Origin of the sequence: Leclercia sp. LSNIH1, assembly GCF_002902985.1 — a bacterium.
Lineage (GTDB): Bacteria > Pseudomonadota > Gammaproteobacteria > Enterobacterales > Enterobacteriaceae > Enterobacter.
Genome location: NZ_CP026167.1, coordinates 902,513 through 922,484, shown reverse-complemented (window position 1 = coordinate 922,484; position 19,972 = coordinate 902,513). Strand labels below are relative to the sequence as shown.

Annotated in this window: 19 protein-coding genes; 7 read left to right on the top strand and 12 right to left on the bottom strand. The window is 54.9% G+C overall.

Annotated elements, in window-relative coordinates; all coding sequences use genetic code 11:
• Nucleotides 1–14: 14 nt before the first annotated feature.
• The 10 genes from atpA to asnC all read right to left on the bottom strand — a co-directional run bounded on the left by atpA (nt 15) and on the right by asnC (nt 8,739).
• On the bottom strand, nt 15–1,556 hold the full coding sequence (gene atpA, locus C2U54_RS04730; RefSeq protein WP_103177607.1) for a F0F1 ATP synthase subunit alpha: 1,542 nt from the start codon (nt 1,554–1,556) through the stop codon (nt 15–17).
• Nucleotides 1,557–1,568: 12 nt separating this feature from the next.
• Nucleotides 1,569–2,102: a F0F1 ATP synthase subunit delta gene (gene atpH / locus C2U54_RS04725; protein WP_103177606.1), complete on the bottom strand. Its 534-nt coding sequence runs from the start codon at nt 2,100–2,102 to the stop codon at nt 1,569–1,571.
• A gap of 14 nt (nt 2,103–2,116) precedes the next feature.
• Entirely contained in the window at nt 2,117–2,587 is a 471-nt protein-coding gene (gene atpF, locus C2U54_RS04720; RefSeq protein ID WP_032615498.1) for a F0F1 ATP synthase subunit B, read from the bottom strand.
• A gap of 52 nt (nt 2,588–2,639) precedes the next feature.
• On the bottom strand, nt 2,640–2,879 hold the full coding sequence (gene atpE / locus C2U54_RS04715) for a F0F1 ATP synthase subunit C (RefSeq protein WP_000429386.1): 240 nt from the start codon (nt 2,877–2,879) through the stop codon (nt 2,640–2,642).
• Between the two features lie 49 nt (nt 2,880–2,928).
• A complete protein-coding gene (atpB, locus tag C2U54_RS04710; RefSeq protein WP_103177605.1) occupies nt 2,929–3,744 on the bottom strand; it encodes a F0F1 ATP synthase subunit A in 816 nt (271 codons plus the stop codon).
• A gap of 8 nt (nt 3,745–3,752) precedes the next feature.
• Nucleotides 3,753–4,133, bottom strand: coding sequence for a F0F1 ATP synthase subunit I (atpI, locus tag C2U54_RS04705; RefSeq protein ID WP_103181004.1), 381 nt, complete (start codon nt 4,131–4,133; stop codon nt 3,753–3,755).
• Between the two features lie 615 nt (nt 4,134–4,748).
• On the bottom strand, nt 4,749–5,372 hold the full coding sequence (gene rsmG, locus C2U54_RS04700; RefSeq protein ID WP_103177604.1) for a 16S rRNA (guanine(527)-N(7))-methyltransferase RsmG: 624 nt from the start codon (nt 5,370–5,372) through the stop codon (nt 4,749–4,751).
• A 105-nt stretch (nt 5,373–5,477) separates the two neighbouring features.
• Complete coding sequence (gene mnmG / locus C2U54_RS04695; protein WP_103177603.1) at nt 5,478–7,367, bottom strand: tRNA uridine-5-carboxymethylaminomethyl(34) synthesis enzyme MnmG; 1,890 nt, start codon at nt 7,365–7,367, stop codon at nt 5,478–5,480.
• Nucleotides 7,368–7,740: 373 nt separating this feature from the next.
• Entirely contained in the window at nt 7,741–8,190 is a 450-nt protein-coding gene (mioC, locus tag C2U54_RS04690; RefSeq protein WP_103177602.1) for an FMN-binding protein MioC, read from the bottom strand.
• A 90-nt stretch (nt 8,191–8,280) separates the two neighbouring features.
• Entirely contained in the window at nt 8,281–8,739 is a 459-nt protein-coding gene (gene asnC, locus C2U54_RS04685) for a transcriptional regulator AsnC (protein ID WP_032615488.1), read from the bottom strand.
• Between the two features lie 150 nt (nt 8,740–8,889).
• Here asnC and asnA point away from each other — a divergent pair, with 150 nt between their 5' ends.
• A complete protein-coding gene (gene asnA, locus C2U54_RS04680) occupies nt 8,890–9,882 on the top strand; it encodes an aspartate--ammonia ligase (protein WP_103177601.1) in 993 nt (330 codons plus the stop codon).
• Here asnA and viaA read toward each other — a convergent pair whose 3' ends face one another.
• Complete coding sequence (gene viaA / locus C2U54_RS04675; protein WP_103177600.1) at nt 9,883–11,334, bottom strand: ATPase RavA stimulator ViaA; 1,452 nt, start codon at nt 11,332–11,334, stop codon at nt 9,883–9,885.
• Nucleotides 11,328–12,824 carry an ATPase RavA gene (gene ravA, locus C2U54_RS04670; RefSeq protein ID WP_103177599.1) on the bottom strand — a complete coding sequence of 499 codons (1,497 nt, stop codon included), beginning with the start codon at nt 12,822–12,824 and terminating at the stop codon, nt 11,328–11,330. The genes viaA and ravA overlap by 7 nt, the downstream gene beginning before the upstream one ends.
• A gap of 223 nt (nt 12,825–13,047) precedes the next feature.
• On the opposite strand from ravA, the gene kup reads away from it, so the two are divergent.
• From kup to rbsK, 6 genes are all read left to right on the top strand, one after another.
• A complete protein-coding gene (gene kup, locus C2U54_RS04665) occupies nt 13,048–14,916 on the top strand; it encodes a low affinity potassium transporter Kup (protein WP_103177598.1) in 1,869 nt (622 codons plus the stop codon).
• A gap of 196 nt (nt 14,917–15,112) precedes the next feature.
• Nucleotides 15,113–15,532, top strand: coding sequence for a D-ribose pyranase (gene rbsD / locus C2U54_RS04660; protein ID WP_103177597.1), 420 nt, complete (start codon nt 15,113–15,115; stop codon nt 15,530–15,532).
• A gap of 7 nt (nt 15,533–15,539) precedes the next feature.
• Nucleotides 15,540–17,045 (top strand): ribose ABC transporter ATP-binding protein RbsA, encoded by a 1,506-nt coding sequence (rbsA, locus tag C2U54_RS04655; protein WP_103177596.1) that lies wholly within the window; start codon nt 15,540–15,542, stop codon nt 17,043–17,045.
• 4 nt (nt 17,046–17,049) lie between these two features.
• Nucleotides 17,050–18,015, top strand: coding sequence for a ribose ABC transporter permease (rbsC, locus tag C2U54_RS04650; RefSeq protein ID WP_103177595.1), 966 nt, complete (start codon nt 17,050–17,052; stop codon nt 18,013–18,015).
• A 27-nt stretch (nt 18,016–18,042) separates the two neighbouring features.
• Nucleotides 18,043–18,933, top strand: a complete 891-nt coding sequence (gene rbsB, locus C2U54_RS04645) for a ribose ABC transporter substrate-binding protein RbsB (RefSeq protein WP_032615470.1) — start codon at nt 18,043–18,045, stop codon at nt 18,931–18,933.
• A gap of 107 nt (nt 18,934–19,040) precedes the next feature.
• Complete coding sequence (gene rbsK / locus C2U54_RS04640) at nt 19,041–19,970, top strand: ribokinase (protein ID WP_103177594.1); 930 nt, start codon at nt 19,041–19,043, stop codon at nt 19,968–19,970.
• The last annotated feature ends 2 nt before the right edge of the window (nt 19,971–19,972 follow it).

The following is a 19,972-nucleotide window of genomic DNA, read 5'->3' as shown; positions in this document are numbered from 1 at the left end:
CAGACCGCCAGACGTTACCAGGACTGGGTTGCTTTGAAGGAATCGAGCAGGCTCTTCAGCTTGCCTTCGATTTCGTCGTTATAGCCACCGGACTGGTTGATCTCTTGCATCAGTGGAGCATGGTCACGGTCAGCGTAAGCCAGCAGTGCGGCTTCAAAGCTACCGATTTTCGCCAGTTCTACATCCCCCAGATAACCACGTTCTGCTGCGAACAGTACCAGGCCCTGCTGTGCGACTGACATAGGGGCATACTGTTTCTGTTTCAGCAGCTCGGTCACTTTCTGACCGTGGTCAAGCTGTTTACGGGTTGCATCGTCAAGATCGGATGCAAACTGGGAGAACGCTGCCAGTTCACGATACTGTGCCAGTGCGGTACGGATACCACCGGACAGTTTCTTGATGATCTTGGTCTGCGCTGCACCACCCACACGGGATACGGAGATACCCGGGTTAACCGCCGGACGAATACCGGAGTTAAACAGGTTGGTTTCCAGGAAGATCTGACCATCGGTAATGGAGATTACGTTGGTCGGAACGAACGCAGAAACGTCACCCGCCTGGGTTTCAATGATCGGCAGAGCGGTCAGAGAGCCCGTTTTACCCTTCACTTCACCTTTGGTGAAGTTCTCAACGTATTCCGCGTTAACGCGGGATGCACGCTCCAGCAGACGGGAGTGCAGATAGAATACGTCGCCCGGGAATGCTTCACGTCCAGGTGGACGACGGAGCAGCAGGGAAACCTGACGGTAAGCAACAGCCTGTTTAGACAGGTCATCGTATACGATCAGTGCATCTTCACCGCGGTCACGGAAGTATTCGCCCATTGCGCAACCGGCATACGGTGCCAGGTATTGCAGTGCAGCAGATTCAGAAGCGGTCGCCACAACAACGATGGTGTTGGACAGCGCGCCGTGCTCTTCCAGTTTACGCACCACGTTAGAGATGGTGGACGCTTTCTGGCCAATAGCTACGTACACACATTTGATGCCGGAATCGCGCTGGTTGATGATCGCATCGATTGCCATCGCGGTTTTACCGGTCTGACGGTCACCGATGATCAGCTCACGCTGGCCACGGCCGATTGGGATCATGGCGTCAACGGATTTATAACCGGTCTGTACCGGCTGGTCGACGGACTGACGATCGATTACGCCCGGTGCGATAACTTCGATTGGGGAGAAGCCATCGTGCTCAACCGGACCTTTACCGTCGATTGGCGCACCCAGGGTGTTCACCACGCGACCCAGCAGGCCGCGGCCAACTGGAACTTCAAGAATACGGCCAGTACACTTAACCTTCATGCCTTCGGCGAGGTCAGCGTAAGGACCCATCACAACTGCACCTACGGAGTCGCGCTCCAGGTTCAGTGCGATAGCGTAACGGTTACCCGGCAGGGAGATCATTTCACCCTGCATACAATCGGCCAGGCCGTGGATGCGGATAACACCGTCGCTTACAGAAACAATAGTACCTTCGTTGTGAGCTTCACTCACAACACTGAACTGAGCAATGCGCTGCTTGATCAGTTCGCTGATTTCGGTGGAATTCAGTTGCATGCTCCAGTCCCCTTAAGACTGCAAGACGTCTGCAAGGCGCTCAAGACGGCCGCGTACGCTGCCATCAATGACCATATCACCCGCACGGATGATTACGCCTGCCATTACAGACTTATCGATATTGCAATTCAGCTTCACTTTGCGTGACAGACGTTTTTCCATCGCGGCGGTGATTTTCGCAAGCTGTTCGTTACTCAGTTCAGTCGCAGAAGTTACGTGAACTTCAACAGTGGCTTCACTGAGGGCACGCAAGTGCTCAAACTGCTCGAGAACATCCGGGAGCGCTTTCAGACGACCATTTTCTGCCATTACCCGAATCAGGTTCTGGCCGTTGGCGTCCAGCTGCTCACCGCAAATGGCGATGAACGAATCGGCGAGGGTTTCAGGCGCCAGGGCGCCAGAAAGCATCTCAGCCATATGTTCGTTTTTCGTTACCTCAGCGGCAAACGCCAGCATGTTCTGCCAGCGATCGACATTTTGGTGTTCGATAGCAAAGTCAAAAGCTGCTTTGGCGTAGGGGCGAGCTACCGTAACAAATTCAGACATCAGCCCCTCCCTCCTTACAGTTCAGCGACAAGTTTGTCCACGATGTCGCTGTTAGCAGCTTCATCCACGGAACGTTCGATGATCTTCTCGGCGCCAGCAACAGCCAGAATCGCGACCTGCTTACGCAGCTCTTCGCGAGCACGTTTACGCTCGGCATCAATTTCTGCCTGCGCTTGTGTCACGATTTTAGTACGTTCCTGTTCTGCTTCAGCTTTCGCTTCGTCCAGGATCTGAGAACGACGTTTGTTCGCCTGCTCGATGATTACCTGGGCTTCCGCTTTCGCTTTTTTCAGCTGGTCGGTCGCGTTGGCCTGTGCAAGGTCCAAATCTTTCTTAGCGCGTTCTGCAGAAGCCAGGCCGTCAGAAATTTCTTTCTGACGTTTTTCGATGGCAGCCATTAAAGGCGGCCATACATACTTCATGCAGAACCAGACAAAGATAACAAACGCGATGGCCTGGCCGAGGATTGTTGCGTTCATGTTCACAGCACAATACCTCTTTAAATTTACAACTGTGGCTTAGGGTTTAAACGACTTACTACGCGACAGCAAACATCACGTACAGACCCAGACCTACAGCGATCATCGGGATAGCATCCACCAGACCCATAACGATAAAGAACTGAGTACGCAGCAGAGGAATCAGATCTGGCTGACGCGCTGCGCCTTCCAGGAATTTACCCCCGAGGATGCCGATACCGATCGCAGCACCGATAGCCGCCAGACCCATCATCACAGCGGCAGCCATGTACAGCAGATCCATATTCAGGTTTTCCATGACAGTCTCCAGTTTGTTTCAGTTAAAACGTAGTAGTGTTGGTAAAGAATCAGTGCTCTTCAGACGCCATCGACAGATAGACGATCGTCAGAACCATGAAGATAAAGGCTTGCAGCGTAATGATCAGGATGTGGAAAATGGCCCACGGCACATTCAGAACCCACTGTGACCACCACGGCAGAAGACCCGCGATCAGAATGAAAATCAGCTCACCCGCATACATGTTGCCGAACAGTCGCAGACCGAGGGAAATCGGTTTGGACAGCAGGCTAACGCCTTCCAGAATCAGGTTGATCGGAATAAACGCCCAGTGGTTGAACGGCTGCAGGGTAAGCTCTTTCACGAAACCGCCTACACCTTTCATTTTGATGCTGTAGAAAAGAATCAGGATGAATACGCCCAGCGCCATAGACAGGGTGATGTTCACGTCAGCAGACGGCACCACACGCAGCGCAGGCAGACCGAAGATATGCTCGCCGATAAACGGCAGCAGGTCGATCGGCAGCAGGTCCATCAGGTTCATCAGGAAGACCCAGACAAATACGGTCAGCGCCAGCGGTGCAATTACCTTGCTCTTACCGTGGTACATGTCTTTGACGCTACCGTGGACAAAGCCAATGATCATTTCGATAAACGTCTGGAATTTCCCTGGAACGCCGCTGGTCGCACGTTTCGCAACGCCGCGGAAAATGGCCAGGAACAACAGACCCAGTACCACCGAGAAGAACATGGAGTCGATATTAATCGTCCAGAAGGTGGCTGGGGGGTTATGCGGATCCACCAGCGAGAATGTACGTAAGTCCAACTGAAGGTTGTTCAGATGGTGACCTATGTAATCCTGCGGCGTCATATTTTCTGAAGCCATGATGCCTTTTACCCTTTGTTATTGATTACAGCTGGCGCCAGAATTTGTACCACCAGCACCAAAACCCACGTCACTATCAGCGGCAAAAATACCACTTTAAAAACCGCCAGCGCCACCACCAGGAGGGCAAAGGTCAGCAACACCTTACACACTTCGCCGAGGGCGAAGGACCAGGCCATGCGGCCTTTGGCAGGTGTATGCGCCTGATGACGCCAGGCAAAAATCATAAACAACATGTTTGGCACAACCACTGCCAAACCTCCGCTTACCGCAGAGATGCCCCAGAAGGGGTCTTTGAGGCAGAACAGCAATCCACTTGCCATCACCGCCAGAAACTGAATGAACAGAAGCTTACGAGCAACGTTTCGACTCAAGAGCGACACTGATATCACGTTTTTACTCCTGCTCACTTCGAGGTATGTCGCGTGTCGTATAAAACGTTCTTTAAGGCTCAGAGTCAAGCAGCAAAAAGCGGACAAATTATACGGTGCGTCCCCGTGATTTCAAACAATAAGTAGCGAAAAGGTGAATAAATGTTTAAATATTTTTCCCCGGCGCTATTTCTTAACTTTTCGTCAAACTATGAATGGCGCGTCAAAACTGCAAACAACGCGGAAACGTTGACGATAAAGCGTGCACGAGATCACAAAATACACATTTACGATAAGGTCGAATAAATTAAAGCGGTAAAACGTTATATTTCATCTTTATGATATTAAAGATTAATTTCAGCAACTATTCTCAAAACAGCCCTGTATACAACAAAAACCTTTTATTGACATTTTTAATAAATATTTAACATTACAATCTGATTACTCTTCCCTACTTTTAGCAAGCTGATATTTTCGGTGTTTATTATCTTTTGGGTTAACTACATGTCCAGGTTAACCCAAAGAAAATCCCCAGTAAAAAAGTGGTTAAATTAACCTTGTCTATTTCTTAGCCTGTCGCGTAATTTTTAACATCCTAAGAACAGCACAAATTCCACATTTTTTATTATATTTTTAAAAATATTTTGGCTTAACGATCACCAGATGACGCTCGCCTTCCAGCTGGGGAACATGCAATTTAATCGCCTCTTCCACCTCAAAACCTTCAGGCATCTGCGCGATTTCGTCTTCCGGCAGCACCCCTTTCAGGGCATAGAAGCGGCCATTTTCCGCAGGCAGATGCTTACACCAGTCGATCATGTCATTGAGCGAGGCAAAGGCCCGGCTGATCACACCATCAAATGGCGGCTCGGCGGGGAACGCCTCTACCCTACTCTGCACCGGATAAATGTTTTCCAGCTTCAGTTCATGCTGAACCTGACGCAGGAAGCGTACGCGCTTGCCCAGGCTGTCCAGCAGCGTGAAATGGCTCTCGGGACGAACGATAGAGAGTGGAATACCTGGCAGACCCGGCCCCGTTCCCACGTCGATAAAACGCTCTCCTTTGAGATGCGGCGCCACCACGATGCTGTCGAGGATGTGACGAATCAGCATCTCGTTCGGATCGCGAACCGAGGTGAGATTATAGGCCTTGTTCCATTTGTTCAGCATGTCGACATACCCCACCAGCTGATTTTTCTGGTGATCGGTGAGCGAAATACCGGCTTGTTCCAGCAGACGAGTGAGTTTGTTGAGCACGGCGAATACCTGTTGAGATAGGTGTGGGCGGGTGGCGCTACGCGAGCCCGCCCTACGGAATTCTGTAGGCCCGGTAAGCGCAGCGCCACCGGGCAGTTCTTACAATTAAGCGCTGCGGCGCAGCATACCCTGTTTTTTCAGCCACACCAGCAGAATGGAGATGGCCGCAGGCGTGACGCCTGAAATACGCGATGCCTGGCCGATAGACGACGGTTTATGGTCATTCAGCTTGGCGATCACCTCGTTGGAGAGGCCGTTAACCAGACGGTAATCCAGCGTGGCGGGCAGGATCGTACTCTCGTTACGCTGCTGTTTCTCGATCTCATCCTGCTGACGGGCGATATAGCCTTCGTATTTCACCTGGATTTCGACCTGTTCAGCAGCCTGGACATCCTCCAGACCCGGCGCAAACGGCGTCATCTGGATTAGCTGGTCGTAGGTCATCTCCGGACGGCGGAGCAGATCTTCCCCGCTGGCTTCACGGGAGAGCGGCGCAGACAGGTGAGCATTCACTTCGTCTACAGACTCGGCTGTTGGGTTGACCCAGGTCGATTTGAGGCGCTGACGTTCACGCTCGATGTTCTCCAGCTTCTCGTTGAAGCGCGCCCAGCGTGCATCATCCACCAGCCCCAGCTCACGACCGATTTCGGTCAGGCGCAGGTCGGCGTTGTCTTCACGCAGCATCAGACGGTATTCCGCGCGGGAGGTAAACATGCGGTACGGCTCTTTGGTGCCGAGGGTGCAGAGGTCGTCCACCAGTACGCCCAGATAAGCCTGAGAACGACCCGGCGCCCAGCCCTCTTTTTCGGCCGAGAAGCGCGCGGCGTTCAGACCAGCCAGCAGCCCCTGAGCGGCAGCCTCTTCGTAACCGGTTGTGCCGTTGATCTGACCGGCGAAGAAGAGCCCCTGGATAAATTTGCTCTCCAGGGTTGGCTTCAGGTCACGTGGATCGAAGAAGTCATACTCAATGGCATAGCCCGGACGGACGATCTTCGCATTCTCCATCCCCTGCATGGAACGGACGATCTGCATCTGCACGTCGAAAGGCAGGCTGGTGGAGATACCGTTCGGGTAGATCTCGTTGGAGGTCAGCCCTTCAGGCTCCAGGAAGATCTGGTGCTGGTTACGATCGGCGAAGCGCATTACCTTGTCTTCGATCGACGGGCAGTAGCGTGGGCCGATCCCTTCGATCACACCGGCATACATCGGGCTGCGATCGAGGTTACTGCGGATCACGTCATGTGTTTTCTCGTTAGTGTGCGTGACATAGCACGGCACCTGGCGCGGATGTTGATCCACGCTACCCATGAACGAGAAGACCGGCATCGGGTTATCGCCGTGCTGTTGGGCCAGCACGCTGAAATCAATGGTGCGGGCGTCGATACGCGGTGGCGTACCGGTTTTCAGGCGGCTGACGCGCAGCGGCAGCTCGCGCAGACGGCGTGAAAGGGGAATGGACGGCGGATCGCCAGCACGGCCACCGCTGTAGTTGTCCAGTCCGATATGAATTTTGCCGTCAAGGAAGGTCCCGACGGTCAGCACGACGGCTTTGGCACGGAACTTCAGACCCATCTGGGTCACGGCGCCAACGACACGATCGTTTTCCACAATCAGATCCTCAACCGCCTGCTGGAAGATCATCAGGTTCGGCTGATTCTCCAGCGCGGTGCGTACGGCCTGGCGGTAGAGCACGCGGTCCGCCTGAGCACGGGTCGCCCGAACGGCGGGGCCTTTGCTCGCGTTTAGTATCCTAAACTGGATACCCGCATGATCGATCGCGGTTGCCATCAGGCCGCCAAGTGCATCCACTTCTTTTACCAGGTGTCCTTTCCCAATGCCGCCAATCGCCGGATTACAGGACATCTGTCCTAGCGTGTCGATATTGTGTGTCAAAAGCAGGGTCTGCTGACCCATTCGCGCCGCGGCCATTGCGGCCTCGGTGCCTGCATGACCCCCGCCAATGATAATGACGTCAAAAGGATCCTGATAAAACATGGTGGTCTGCCTCGCGTAAAGCGGTAAGAAAATGGATTGAAGCCCGGGCCGTGGATTCTACTCAACTTTAGTCGTTCGAGAAAGCACTGGGATCCTGGCTATTAAAAAGAAGATCTTTTTATTTAGAGATCTGTTTTATTGTGATCTCTTATTAGGATCGCGGGTTTCTGTGGATAAGCCGGATCTCCCAAAGAAGATCATGTGCTTAGAGAGGATCGTTTGCTGTGAATGATCGGTGATCCTGTGACGTATAAGCTGGGATCAGATCGTGATGTTATGCACAGCACAAAAAGTCATCACGGGTTGTTCTTTGTATAACTACCGGTTGATCCAAGCTTTTAACCAGAGTTATCCACATCTGATCGCACGATCTTTAATCTGTTTTGAGTAAATTTTTCCATTCCGCCAGCCAAAGTTCGGCTGGATCTTCCGGAATATCATGATCGAGGATGTTGATCTTCAGCGTTTCACCGATCTGTTGTGCCCCGCAGGACTTCAGTTCGGTCTCGACCTTCTCAACGGCGCCGCAGAAGGTGTCGTACTCCCGGCTGCCAATACCAATGGCACCAAACCGGACGTTCGTCAGGTCGGGCTGCTGCTCTTTTAACTCTTCATATAAAGGAAGAAGGTTATCCGGAAGATCCCCCGCACCGTGGGTGGAGGTGATCAACAGCCAGATCCCGTCGAGCTGGAGATCCTCTAATAACGGTCCATGCAGCGTTTCAGTAGAAAAGCCCGCGTCTTCCAGCTTTTCGGCCAGGTGTTCCGCGACATATTCAGCGCCGCCAAGGGTGCTGCCGCTAATAAGAGTAATGTCCGCCATTGATCGCTCGCTCAGATAAACAGGAGGACATTGTACGCTGTGAACGAGCTGGGATCTACCTGTGGAAAATGTGGTAATTATTTTGCCCGGCTACGGGCGGATGGTACGCATGATCGGGTTCTGCAGGGAGATCAACGTCTCGGTGGACTGAATTTCATCGATTGTTTGGATCTTGTTGATAAGTACCTGTTGCAAAGCGTCGATCGATCGGCACATCACCTTAATAAAGATGCTGTAGTGGCCGGTGGTGTAGTAGGCCTCGGTCACTTCATCCAGCGCATTCAGTTTTGCCAGCGCTGAAGGGTAGTCTTTAGCGCTCTTAAGGATGATGCCGATAAAACAGCAGACGTCATACCCCAGCTGTTTCGGACTGACGTCAATATGGGCGCCGGTAATGATCCCCGCCTGTTTCATCTTCTCTACGCGCACGTGAATGGTCCCCGGGCTGACGCCAAACTGTTTTGCCAGTTCTGCGTAGGCGGTACGTGCGTTAGCCATCAGCGCCTCGAGAATGCCGCGGTCCAGATTGTCGATCTGATAATTTTCCATAGCTTTTTCTTATGAAGATTAATGAATCACTCTATTTTAGCGGGTAATTTTAGCGATTTAAAAGTGAGTTGGGAGTTTTATTGTTGGATTATTGAAAGAGGCTCTTTTTTGTTGCTTAATCAATGCCAACAGGACGCAGGAGTATAAATAATGAAAACCGCTTACATCGCACAACAACGCCAGATCAGTTTCGTTAAATCCCACTTTTCCCGCCAGCTGGAAGAGAAGCTGGGCCTGGTTGAAGTCCAGGCACCTATCTTAAGCCGCGTGGGCGACGGGACGCAGGACAACCTGTCTGGTTGCGAAAAAGCGGTTCAGGTGAAAGTGAAAACACTGCCAGACGCCCAGTTCGAAGTGGTCCATTCCCTTGCGAAGTGGAAGCGTCAAACCCTGGGACAACACGACTTCAGCGCGGGCGAAGGGCTTTACACGCACATGAAAGCCCTTCGCCCCGATGAAGACCGTCTTACCGCGATTCACTCTGTTTACGTTGACCAGTGGGACTGGGAACGCGTTATGGGTGATGGCGAACGTCATACCGGTACGCTGAAAGCGACGGTAGAAGCCATTTATGCCGGGATCAAAGCCACCGAGGCGGCGGTCAGCAAAGAGTTTGGCCTGACCCCGTTCCTGCCGGAGACGATCCACTTTGTTCACAGCCAGGAGCTGCTGAGCCGCTTCCCGGATCTGGATGCCAAAGGGCGTGAGCGTGCGATCGCCAAAGAGTTAGGGGCCGTATTCCTGATCGGGATCGGCGGCAAGCTGTCTCATGGTCAGCGTCACGATGTACGTGCGCCGGATTATGATGACTGGAGCAGCGAAGGCGAGAGCGGCCTGGCGGGCCTGAACGGCGATATTCTGGTCTGGAACCCGGTGCTGGAAGATGCGTTTGAACTCTCTTCCATGGGGATCCGCGTGGATGCCGAGGCGCTGAAGCGCCAGCTGGCTATTACCGGTGATGAAGATCGCCTTAAGCTGGAGTGGCACCAGGCGCTGCTGCGTGGCGAGATGCCGCAGACCATCGGCGGCGGTATCGGCCAGTCTCGTCTGACCATGTTACTGCTGCAACTCTCCCATATCGGCCAGGTTCAGTGTGGCGTATGGCCGCAGCAGGTTCGTGACAGCGTCGACGCCCTGCTGTAATTAGCGTTTCCAGCGCCGCAGCAGGCGGCTACGCAACCCGGTATCAAAGCGCCAGATATGATCGAAGATGCGCATGATGCCGGGTTTTCCATGTGTGGACATCGCCACGGCATGAAAACGATGCTGGTGGACCTGCTGCAGTACCTTCACCTTACTCACCACCTCTTCCGGCAGCCGCTGGGCAATAAAGTCTGAAATCACCACCGCGTCGGCGTCATACCACTCGCCGCCCTGCATCCGCTCAATAATGGCGCGAAAACAGCTGGCGAGATCGGTACCGCCGCGAAAGCGCTGGCTTAAGAAACGGATCGCCTGCTCCAGACCGTGCTGGCCCGAGAGTTCGTAGCCCACCACCTCGCTGGAAAACAGCATGATAATGCAACGTCGTCTGTCGGCGAGCGCCACGCGCATCAGAGCCAGACAGAAGGCTTTGGCGCACTGCTCGTTGAATCCTCCCATCGAACCGGACGTATCCACGCAGACGATAAACGGCCCGCGGGGTTGTTCGTCGAAATCCTGATGCACTGCCGGGCGCTGGCTCACCTTCTCCCGCCAGGCATCGCCTTGCAGACGGTAAGTGAGGAGCTGCTTCTCCACCAGCCGACGGTAAAATTCGTACTCAAGTTCTGTGATGCCGAGGGTCGCCAGCTCTGGCGGCAGCAGGCGCAGAATGTCATCGCTCTGCTGCAGTCCGTCCACCTGCTCCGGCACCGTCGCCGGTTCGCGCACCAGGGTGCGGAAGGTTTCCAGCGGGGCATCCTTTTTTGGCACCGACTTCGCCTCCCGCGAACGGCCCAGCTGTTCCGCCAGTTGCATCAGCTCCGGCTGCTGTGCCAGAAAATCGCCGTAGCGAACGATAAGCTGATGATCCCCCCGCTTGAGCTGACCGGCGCTCATATCCCAGAGGCGACCGGCGGAATTTTCATTCTCCACCAGTACCGGCTCCAGCGCCCCGGCCAGGGTCATCCGCTCCTGTACTTCGCTGAGCAGCTGTTCGCGCTCCTCTTCCAGTAACTGCTGATTCAGGGAGGTGGCCTGCACCACCAGGCTCAGCCGCCAGCGCTGTAAAAAGAGGGTATGCAGGGCGGGGGTAAAGGTGGCGTTATCCACCACCAGCTGCCGCGCCTGGCCGGCAAAGGGGGAGTGAACCTTGTCCAGCAGGGTTAAAATCTGCGGCAGCTGGACGATAAGCTGGGGGGTAGAGAGTAACTGGCTCTGCTGATAACACATCACCTCTTCGGTGAGTTCCGGCGGGACGCGGGTATCTTTCAGCCTTTTACGGAGATTTTCCCGCCAACGAGGAAGATCGTCGGTAATGGCGGTTTTAAGGCGCGGGAATTTTTCGAAAAAGATCGCCAGCTGCGGCGAGGCCAGCAGAGTGAGGATGATCTCTTCGATCATGCCCTCCTCGCCGACGGCAAGCATGACGTTGAGGGTATCCAGCGTCAGCATTGACGCGCCTGTTTGATCTGCGCGCTCACATCCTGCAGGCTGGCTTCAATCCGCCCCAGCCAGTCGCTGTGGATGAACAGACATTTTTGCTGCTCGCTGAAGCGCGTGTGCTGGAGGTGCCACTGATTATCCAGCGCTTCCAGCTGCTGTTTGATCTCTTCCGGCACGCTTTCCGACGCGGTTCCGGGCAGCGCAAGACGCGATCCCTGCAAACTGACGTCGCGGATCACCAGATGCAGGCTGCCGTCCACTTCCATGTTGAGCGGCTGGGCGAAACCAATGCCGTTGAGTTTGCCGCGGATCTCGCCGCCTTTGGTCAGCCACTGCGCCAGCGTTTCCCGCTCGAGGGTGATGTGAATTACCTGCATATCGTGGAGCTTGAGCGGCTGCTGGAGGAGCAGCGTCAGGGTGGTATCACTCAGTTCTGCCGGTAATTCATAGTGTGGGCGACGGGCGAACATGCCGCTCTGACGGATAACGCGCAGGGCGGTTTTGTCGCTCTGCTGCTGCTGAAGCTGAAGGCGGCGCTGGGTAATGGCCCCGAGCTGGTTCAACATCTCCTGCTGTCCCCACGCGTGTCCGGTCATCAATATTTCCAGCTGCTGCTGCATCAGATTCATGCCGCTGGCGTCGTGCCAGAGGCAATCCTTCAGCAGGATCAGATCGATTGGCGCCACCGCATCGCGACCGCTGAACAGCGCGCTGGCCTGCAGCAGGCGGATGGCTTTCTTCCAGCGGCGATCGGAGACGTAAGGCGCCCCCGGCAGGGCATCAAGCTGCTGGCGCAGCATAAAGACCAAGTCGAACACCGCATCAGGCAGGGTGATTTTGCCAATGTCCTGCTGCCACTGCTGATACTCCTCGTCCGTCACCTGCAATGCGGCAGGCACCGGGTTATCGTTTTCATCCTGCTGGCTGGTCAGCAGCGAGCGGAAGTTCGCTTTGTCCTGCACCTTATCGAGCCACAGGCGGATCAGCATACGGTCATACAGGGCTTCGAGGCTGCTGTCGGCTTCGGGCAGTTCGTTGGATGCTGCCACCAGCAGGCGCATCGGAATTTTCTCCTCATGCGCGCCGTTGCGAAACCGGCGTTCGTTAATGGCGGTAAGCAGGGTATTCAGGATCGCCGGGCCGGCTTTCCAGATCTCATCGAGAAAGACAATTTCCGCTTCCGGCAGATAGCCGGTGGTTAACCGTTCGTACCGCCCTTCATCTTTTAACGCCTGAATGGAGAGCGGACCAAAGACCTCTTCCGGCGTGGAAAAGCGGGTCATCAGGTATTCAAACGCCCTGGCGTGCTGAAAAGCGAACTTCAGCCTGCGGGCAATCAGGCTTTTTGCGATGCCGGGCGGCCCCAGCAGAAATACGCTTTCGCCGCTCAACGCCGCCAGTAAACAGAGGCGAATGGCGTGGCTACGTTCATAGAGCCCTTTCTCCAGTGCACCGCTGAGACGGGAAATTCTTTCTGCTAATAAATGAGTGTGAGCCATAATTGTTTTTGCATCCTTTCGCCGTACCCCCGGCTAATTGAAGCGAGTATAGACGTTTCGTTCCGGGCTGGTAATAGACTGAACCACGGTGCTATTTTCTTTGCGCTACGTTAATGAGGTGGCATTTAGGGGTACGATTCTAAGATTAATCGTGCATACTGTGCGCTTTTTGTGGGCCAAGGGACTAAGCACACATTTGTTATTTAAACGAAAAGACTAGTCTATGAGCACTGATAATAAGCAATCATTACCCGCAATTACGCTCGCGGCGATCGGCGTTGTCTACGGTGATATCGGCACCAGCCCGCTTTATACGCTGCGCGAATGTTTGTCCGGTCAGTTTGGATTTGGCGTTGAACGCGACGCTGTGTTTGGTTTTCTGTCCCTGATCTTCTGGCTGCTGATCCTGGTGGTTTCTGTTAAATATCTCTCCTTCGTGATGCGTGCAGATAACGCCGGTGAAGGTGGGATCCTGACCCTGATGTCGCTTGCCGGACGCAATACGTCCGCCAGAATGACCTCGTTCCTGGTCATCATTGGCCTGGTGGGTGGCAGCTTCTTCTATGGTGAAGTGGTGATCACCCCTGCTATCTCGGTGCTGTCGGCGATAGAGGGGCTTGAGATTATCGCGCCGCATCTTGATGAGTGGGTTGTCCCGCTGGCCATACTTGTTTTGACCCTGCTGTTTGTTATTCAGAAACACGGTACCGGGCTGGTGGGCAAACTCTTCGCGCCGATTATGCTCTCCTGGTTCCTGATCCTGGCGGCGCTGGGGTTACGCAGCATCATTGCTAACCCGGAAGTGCTGCATGCCCTGAATCCGATGTGGGCAGTGCATTTCTTCCTCGAATACAAAACCGTGTCGTTTATCGCGCTGGGCGCGGTGGTGCTCTCTATTACCGGTGTTGAAGCGCTCTATGCCGATATGGGCCACTTCGGTAAGTTGCCTATTCGCGTGGCCTGGTTTTTAGTGGTGCTGCCGTCGCTGGTGCTGAACTACTTCGGCCAGGGGGCGCTGCTGCTCAAACATCCGGAGGCGATTAAAAACCCGTTCTTCCTGCTGGCACCTGACTGGGCGCTGGTGCCGATGCTGATCCTGGCGACGCTGGCGACGGTGATTGCTTCTCAGGCGGTGATTTCCGGCGTCTTCTCCCTGACCCGCCAGGCGGTACGTCTGGGCTATCTTTCGCCAATGCGTATCATCCATACCTCCGAGATGGAGTCGGGCCAGATCTACATTCCTTTCGTTAACTGGCTGCTTTATGTCGCGGTGGTAATTGTTATCGTCAGCTTCGAGCACTCCAGTAACCTGGCGGCGGCCTACGGTATTGCCGTTACCGGTACGATGGTGCTGACCTCGATCCTCTCTACCACGGTGGCGTACCGGAATTGGCACTGGAATAAATTCCTTGTGGGGATGATTCTGGTCGGCTTCCTCTGTATTGACGTGCCGCTGTTCTCCGCGAACCTCGACAAGATTGTCTCCGGCGGCTGGCTGCCGCTGACGCTGGGTCTGGTGATGTTCATTGTGATGACCACCTGGAAGAGCGAGCGTTTCCGCCTGCTGCGCCGGATGCATGAACACGGTAATTCTCTGGAGGCGATGATTGCCTCGCTGGAGAAATCTCCGCCGGTGCGCGTACCCGGCACTGCGGTCTATATGTCGCGCGCGCTGAACGTGATCCCGTTTGCCCTGATGCACAACCTCAAGCACAACAAAGTGCTGCACGAGCGGGTGATCCTGTTGACCCTGCGTACCGAGGATGCGCCCTATGTGCATAACGTCCGCCGGGTGCAGATAGAGCAGCTGTCGCCCACCTTCTGGCGGGTGGTGGCCAGCTACGGCTGGCGTGAAACCCCGAACGTGGAAGAGGTGTTCCACCGCTGCGGTCTGGAGGGTTTAAGCTGCCGGATGATGGAGACCTCGTTCTTTATGTCCCACGAGTCGCTGATCATCGGCAAACGCCCGTGGTATCTGCGCCTGCGTGGGAAGCTCTATCTTATTCTCCAGCGTAACGCCCTGCGCGCGCCTGACCAGTTCGAGATCCCGCCTAACCGCGTGATTGAGCTGGGGACGCAAGTCGAGATTTAATCCCTCCTGAAAATGCCGGGTGGCGCTTCGCTTACCCGGCCTACAAAACCCATGCCTGACCGCCATATTTATCTCCCCATTTCACTTAGCGAAACGTTTCGACAACGATCACAAATCTGTTACGTCATGGTGGTTTTCTGCGCATCGGTAAGATAAAACTGATGTCAGCGAAACGTTTCGCTAGTGGAGCAAGAAAATGAAGAAAGGCACGGTACTCAACTCTGAAGTCTCATCGGTCATCTCCCGTCTCGGGCATACCGATACGCTGGTAGTTTGTGATGCGGGTTTACCCATTCCCCACAGCACAACGCGTATTGATCTGGCATTAACGCAGGGCGTGCCCACGTTTATGCAGGTGCTGGATGTGGTGACAACCGAGATGCAGGTTGAGGAAGCCATTCTCGCAACGGAAATCAAACAACATAATCCGCAGCTCCACGAAACGTTGCTTGGCCACATCAAGCAACTGCAACAACACCAGGGAAACACCATAAAAATAAGTTACATAACGCACGAGCAGTTCAAGAAAAATACCGCTGACAGCCAGGCGGTGATTCGCAGCGGGGAGTGTTCCCCGTATGCGAATATCATTCTCTGTGCTGGCGTCACCTTCTGAGGCCATCATGGACGCACTACTGCAACTGAAAGGGATCGATAAATCGTTCCCGGGCGTCAAAGCCCTCTCCGGGGCCGCGCTGAATGTTTACGCCGGGCGCGTGATGGCGCTGGTGGGCGAAAACGGCGCTGGCAAATCCACCATGATGAAAGTGCTGACCGGGATCTATCAACGCGATGCCGGTTCGCTGCTGTGGCTGGGAAAAGAGACCACCTTCAACGGCCCGAAATCCTCCCAGGAAGCCGGGATAGGCATCATCCACCAGGAGCTGAACCTCATCCCGCAGCTCTCCATCGCGGAGAACATCTTCCTGGGGCGTGAGTTTGTTAACCGCTTTGGCAAAATCGACTGGAAACAGATGTATGCCGAAGCCGACAAACTGCTGGCGAAGCTGAATCTGCGCTTTAAGAGCGATCGTCTGGTGGGCGAACTCTCTATCGGCGATCAGCAGATGGTCGAAATCGCCAAGGTCCTGAGTTTCGAATCCCGGGTTATCGTGATGGATGAACCGACCGACGCCCTCACCGATACCGAAACCGACTCCCTGTTCCGCGTGATCCGCGAGCTGAAAGCGCAGGGGCGCGGCATTGTCTATATCTCCCACCGTATGAAAGAGATCTTCGAGATTTGCGATGACGTCACCGTCTTCCGCGACGGGCAGTTTATTGCCGAGCGTGAAGTGGTGACCCTCACCGAAGATACGCTGATTGAGATGATGGTGGGACGTAAGCTGGAAGACCAGTATCCACGTATCGATAAAGCGCCGGGCGAGATCCGCCTGAAGGTCGACAATTTGTCTGGCCCTGGGGTGCATGATGTCAGCTTTACCCTGCGTCAGGGGGAGATCCTCGGCGTGGCCGGGCTGATGGGCGCCGGGCGTACCGAGCTGATGAAGGTGCTGTATGGCGCCAACCCGCGCACCAGCGGCTATGTCACCCTTGATGGTCATGAAGTTGTCACCCGTTCTCCGCAGGATGGCCTGGCGAACGGTATCGTCTATATCTCCGAAGACCGTAAGCGCGATGGCCTGGTACTGGGCATGTCGGTGAAAGAGAACATGTCCTTAACCGCGCTACGCTACTTCAGCCGCAGCGGCGGTGGTCTGAAGCATAAAGACGAGCAGCAGGCAGTCAGCGATTTTATCCGCCTCTTTAATGTTAAAACCCCGTCGATGGAACAGGCTATCGGGCTGCTCTCCGGCGGGAATCAGCAGAAAGTGGCGATTGCCCGCGGTCTGATGACCCGTCCGAAGGTGCTGATTCTTGATGAACCGACGCGCGGCGTGGACGTTGGCGCCAAAAAAGAGATTTACCAGCTCATTAACCAGTTTAAGGCTGACGGGCTAAGCATCATTCTGGTCTCTTCCGAGATGCCAGAGGTATTAGGCATGAGCGATCGCATTATCGTCATGCATGAAGGGCATCTCGGCGGTGAATTCAGTCGCGAGCAGGCCACCCAGGAAATTCTGATGGCTGCCGCTGTGGGCAAGCTTAATCGCGTGGATCAGGAGTAAGAAGATGACTACCCAGGCTGTTTCTGGACGCCGTTATTTCACGAAGGCATGGTTGATGGAACAAAAATCGCTGATTGCCCTGCTGGTGCTGATCGCGATTGTCTCTACCATGAGCCCGAACTTTTTTACCGTTAATAACCTGTTCAACATTCTCCAGCAGACGTCCGTGAACGCCATTATGGCGGTGGGCATGACGCTGGTGATTCTGACCTCGGGTATCGATCTGTCCGTCGGTTCCCTGCTGGCGCTCACCGGCGCGGTTGCTGCTTCAATTGTAGGGATTGAAGTCAACGCGCTGGTGGCCGTTGCAGCGGCGCTGGCGCTGGGTGCGGCTATTGGGGCTGTTACCGGTGTTATTGTGGCGAAAGGTCGTGTTCAGGCGTTTATTGCTACCCTGGTGATGATGCTGTTGCTGCGCGGTGTGACCATGGTTTACACCAACGGCAGCCCGGTTAACACCGGCTTTACCGACAACGCCGATCTGTTTGGCTGGTTCGGTATTGGCCGCCCGCTGGGTATCCCGACGCCGGTCTGGATCATGGGGTTAGTCTTCCTCGCGGCGTGGTACATGTTGCATCACACCCGCCTGGGCCGCTATATCTATGCCCTGGGGGGGAACGAAGCGGCGACGCGTCTGTCCGGTATCAGCGTCAATAAAGTCAAAGTTATCGTCTACTCCCTGAGCGGCCTGCTGGCTTCGCTGGCGGGGATTATCGAAGTGGCGCGTCTCTCGTCTGCGCAACCGACCGCCGGTACGGGCTATGAGCTGGATGCCATCGCCGCGGTCGTGCTGGGCGGCACCAGCCTGGCCGGGGGGAAAGGCCGCATCGTCGGTACGCTGATCGGTGCGCTGATCCTCGGCTTCCTGAATAATGGATTGAATTTGTTAGGTGTTTCTTCCTATTACCAGATGATCGTCAAAGCGGTAGTGATTTTGCTGGCGGTACTGGTAGACAACAAAAAACAGTAACTGACGACACTACAGGACATCTTTGATATGAACATGAAAAAACTGGCTACCCTGGTTTCTGCTGTCGCGCTGAGCGCAACCGTGAGTGCAAACGCCATGGCGAAAGATACCATCGCGCTGGTGGTTTCTACCCTGAACAACCCGTTCTTCGTCTCCCTGAAGGATGGCGCGCAGAAAGAGGCCGACAAACTGGGCTACAACCTGGTGATCCTCGACTCCCAGAACAACCCGGCAAAAGAGCTGGCTAACGTGCAGGACTTAACCGTTCGCGGCACCAAAATTCTGCTGATCAACCCGACCGATTCCGATGCGGTAGGTAACGCCGTGAAGATGGCAAACCAGGCTAACATCCCGGTGATCACCCTGGACCGTCAGGCATCTAAAGGCGAAGTGGTCAGCCACATTGCCTCTGATAACGTGCTGGGCGGCAAAATCGCCGGTGACTACATCGCCAAAAAAGCAGGCGAGGGCGCCAAGGTTATCGAACTGCAGGGTATCGCCGGGACTTCCGCAGCGCGTGAGCGTGGCGAAGGCTTCCAGCAGGCGGTTGCTGCCCACAAATTCAACGTACTGGCCAGCCAGCCGGCAGACTTCGACCGTACTAAGGGCCTGAACGTCATGCAGAACCTGCTGACCGCGCACCCGGACGTTAAAGCGGTATTCGCACAGAACGATGAAATGGCGCTGGGCGCGCTGCGTGCGCTGCAGACTGCGGGTAAATCTGATGTGATGGTGGTTGGATTTGACGGCACGCCTGATGGTGAAAAAGCGGTAAACGATGGCAAACTGGCTGCGACCATCGCTCAGCTGCCAGAGCAGATCGGCGCCACTGGCGTGCAGACTGCTGACAAAGTGCTGAAGGGCGAGAAAGTTCAGGCCAAATACCCTGTTGACCTGAAACTGGTCATCAAGCAGTAATATGCGATTCAGGCAGTCGCAGGCTGCCTGAGGGACAACATATAAAGAAAAGAGTGGCATACGCCACCGGGGCATCCCGGTGGCACTCTCTGATGGACACTTCAACTATGAAAACCGCAGGTAAGCTCGTCGTCCTTGGCAGTATTAATGCCGATCACATTCTTAACCTTGACGCTTTCCCGACACCGGGCGAAACCGTAACGGGTCATCGCTACCAGGTCGCCTTTGGCGGCAAGGGCGCGAACCAGGCGGTCGCTGCCGGACGTAGCGGGGCGAACATCGCCTTTATCGCCTGTACCGGCGATGACGATACCGGGGATCGCGTTCGCCAGCAGCTGGAAAGCGACAACATCGATATTGCGCCAGTGAGCGTGGTGGACGGTGAATCAACCGGCGTGGCGCTGATTTTTGTCAACGGAGAAGGTGAGAATGTCATCGGTATTCATGCGGGGGCAAACGCGGCGCTGATACCTGAACGAGTGGCGGCGCAACATGCGCTTATCGCCAGTGCCGACGCCCTGCTGATGCAGCTGGAATCCCCGGTAGAAAGCGTGCTGGCGGCAGCGAAAATTGCTCATGAAAATCATACCACTGTCGTACTAAATCCCGCGCCAGCCCGTGTATTATCAGACGAGCTTCTGGCGCTGGTGGACATTATTACCCCGAATGAAACCGAGGCCGAAAAGCTGACGGGCATTCGCGTTGAAAACGATGAGGATGCGGCGCGCGCGGCGAAAGCCCTGCACGACAAAGGCATCCACACGGTCATCATTACTCTTGGCAGCCGCGGCGTATGGGCCAGCGTTGAGGGAGAAGGGCGTCGCATTCCTGGCTTTAAGGTGAAAGCTGTCGATACCATCGCTGCGGGCGACACCTTTAATGGTGCGCTGGTGACGGCGCTGCTGGAAGGCGAACACCTGGATGACGCAATCCGCTTTGCCCATGCGGCGGCGGCCATTGCGGTGACCCGTCCAGGTGCACAGCCTTCTGTACCATGGCGTAATGAGATCGATGAATTTTTAAGTCAGCAGAGGTAACG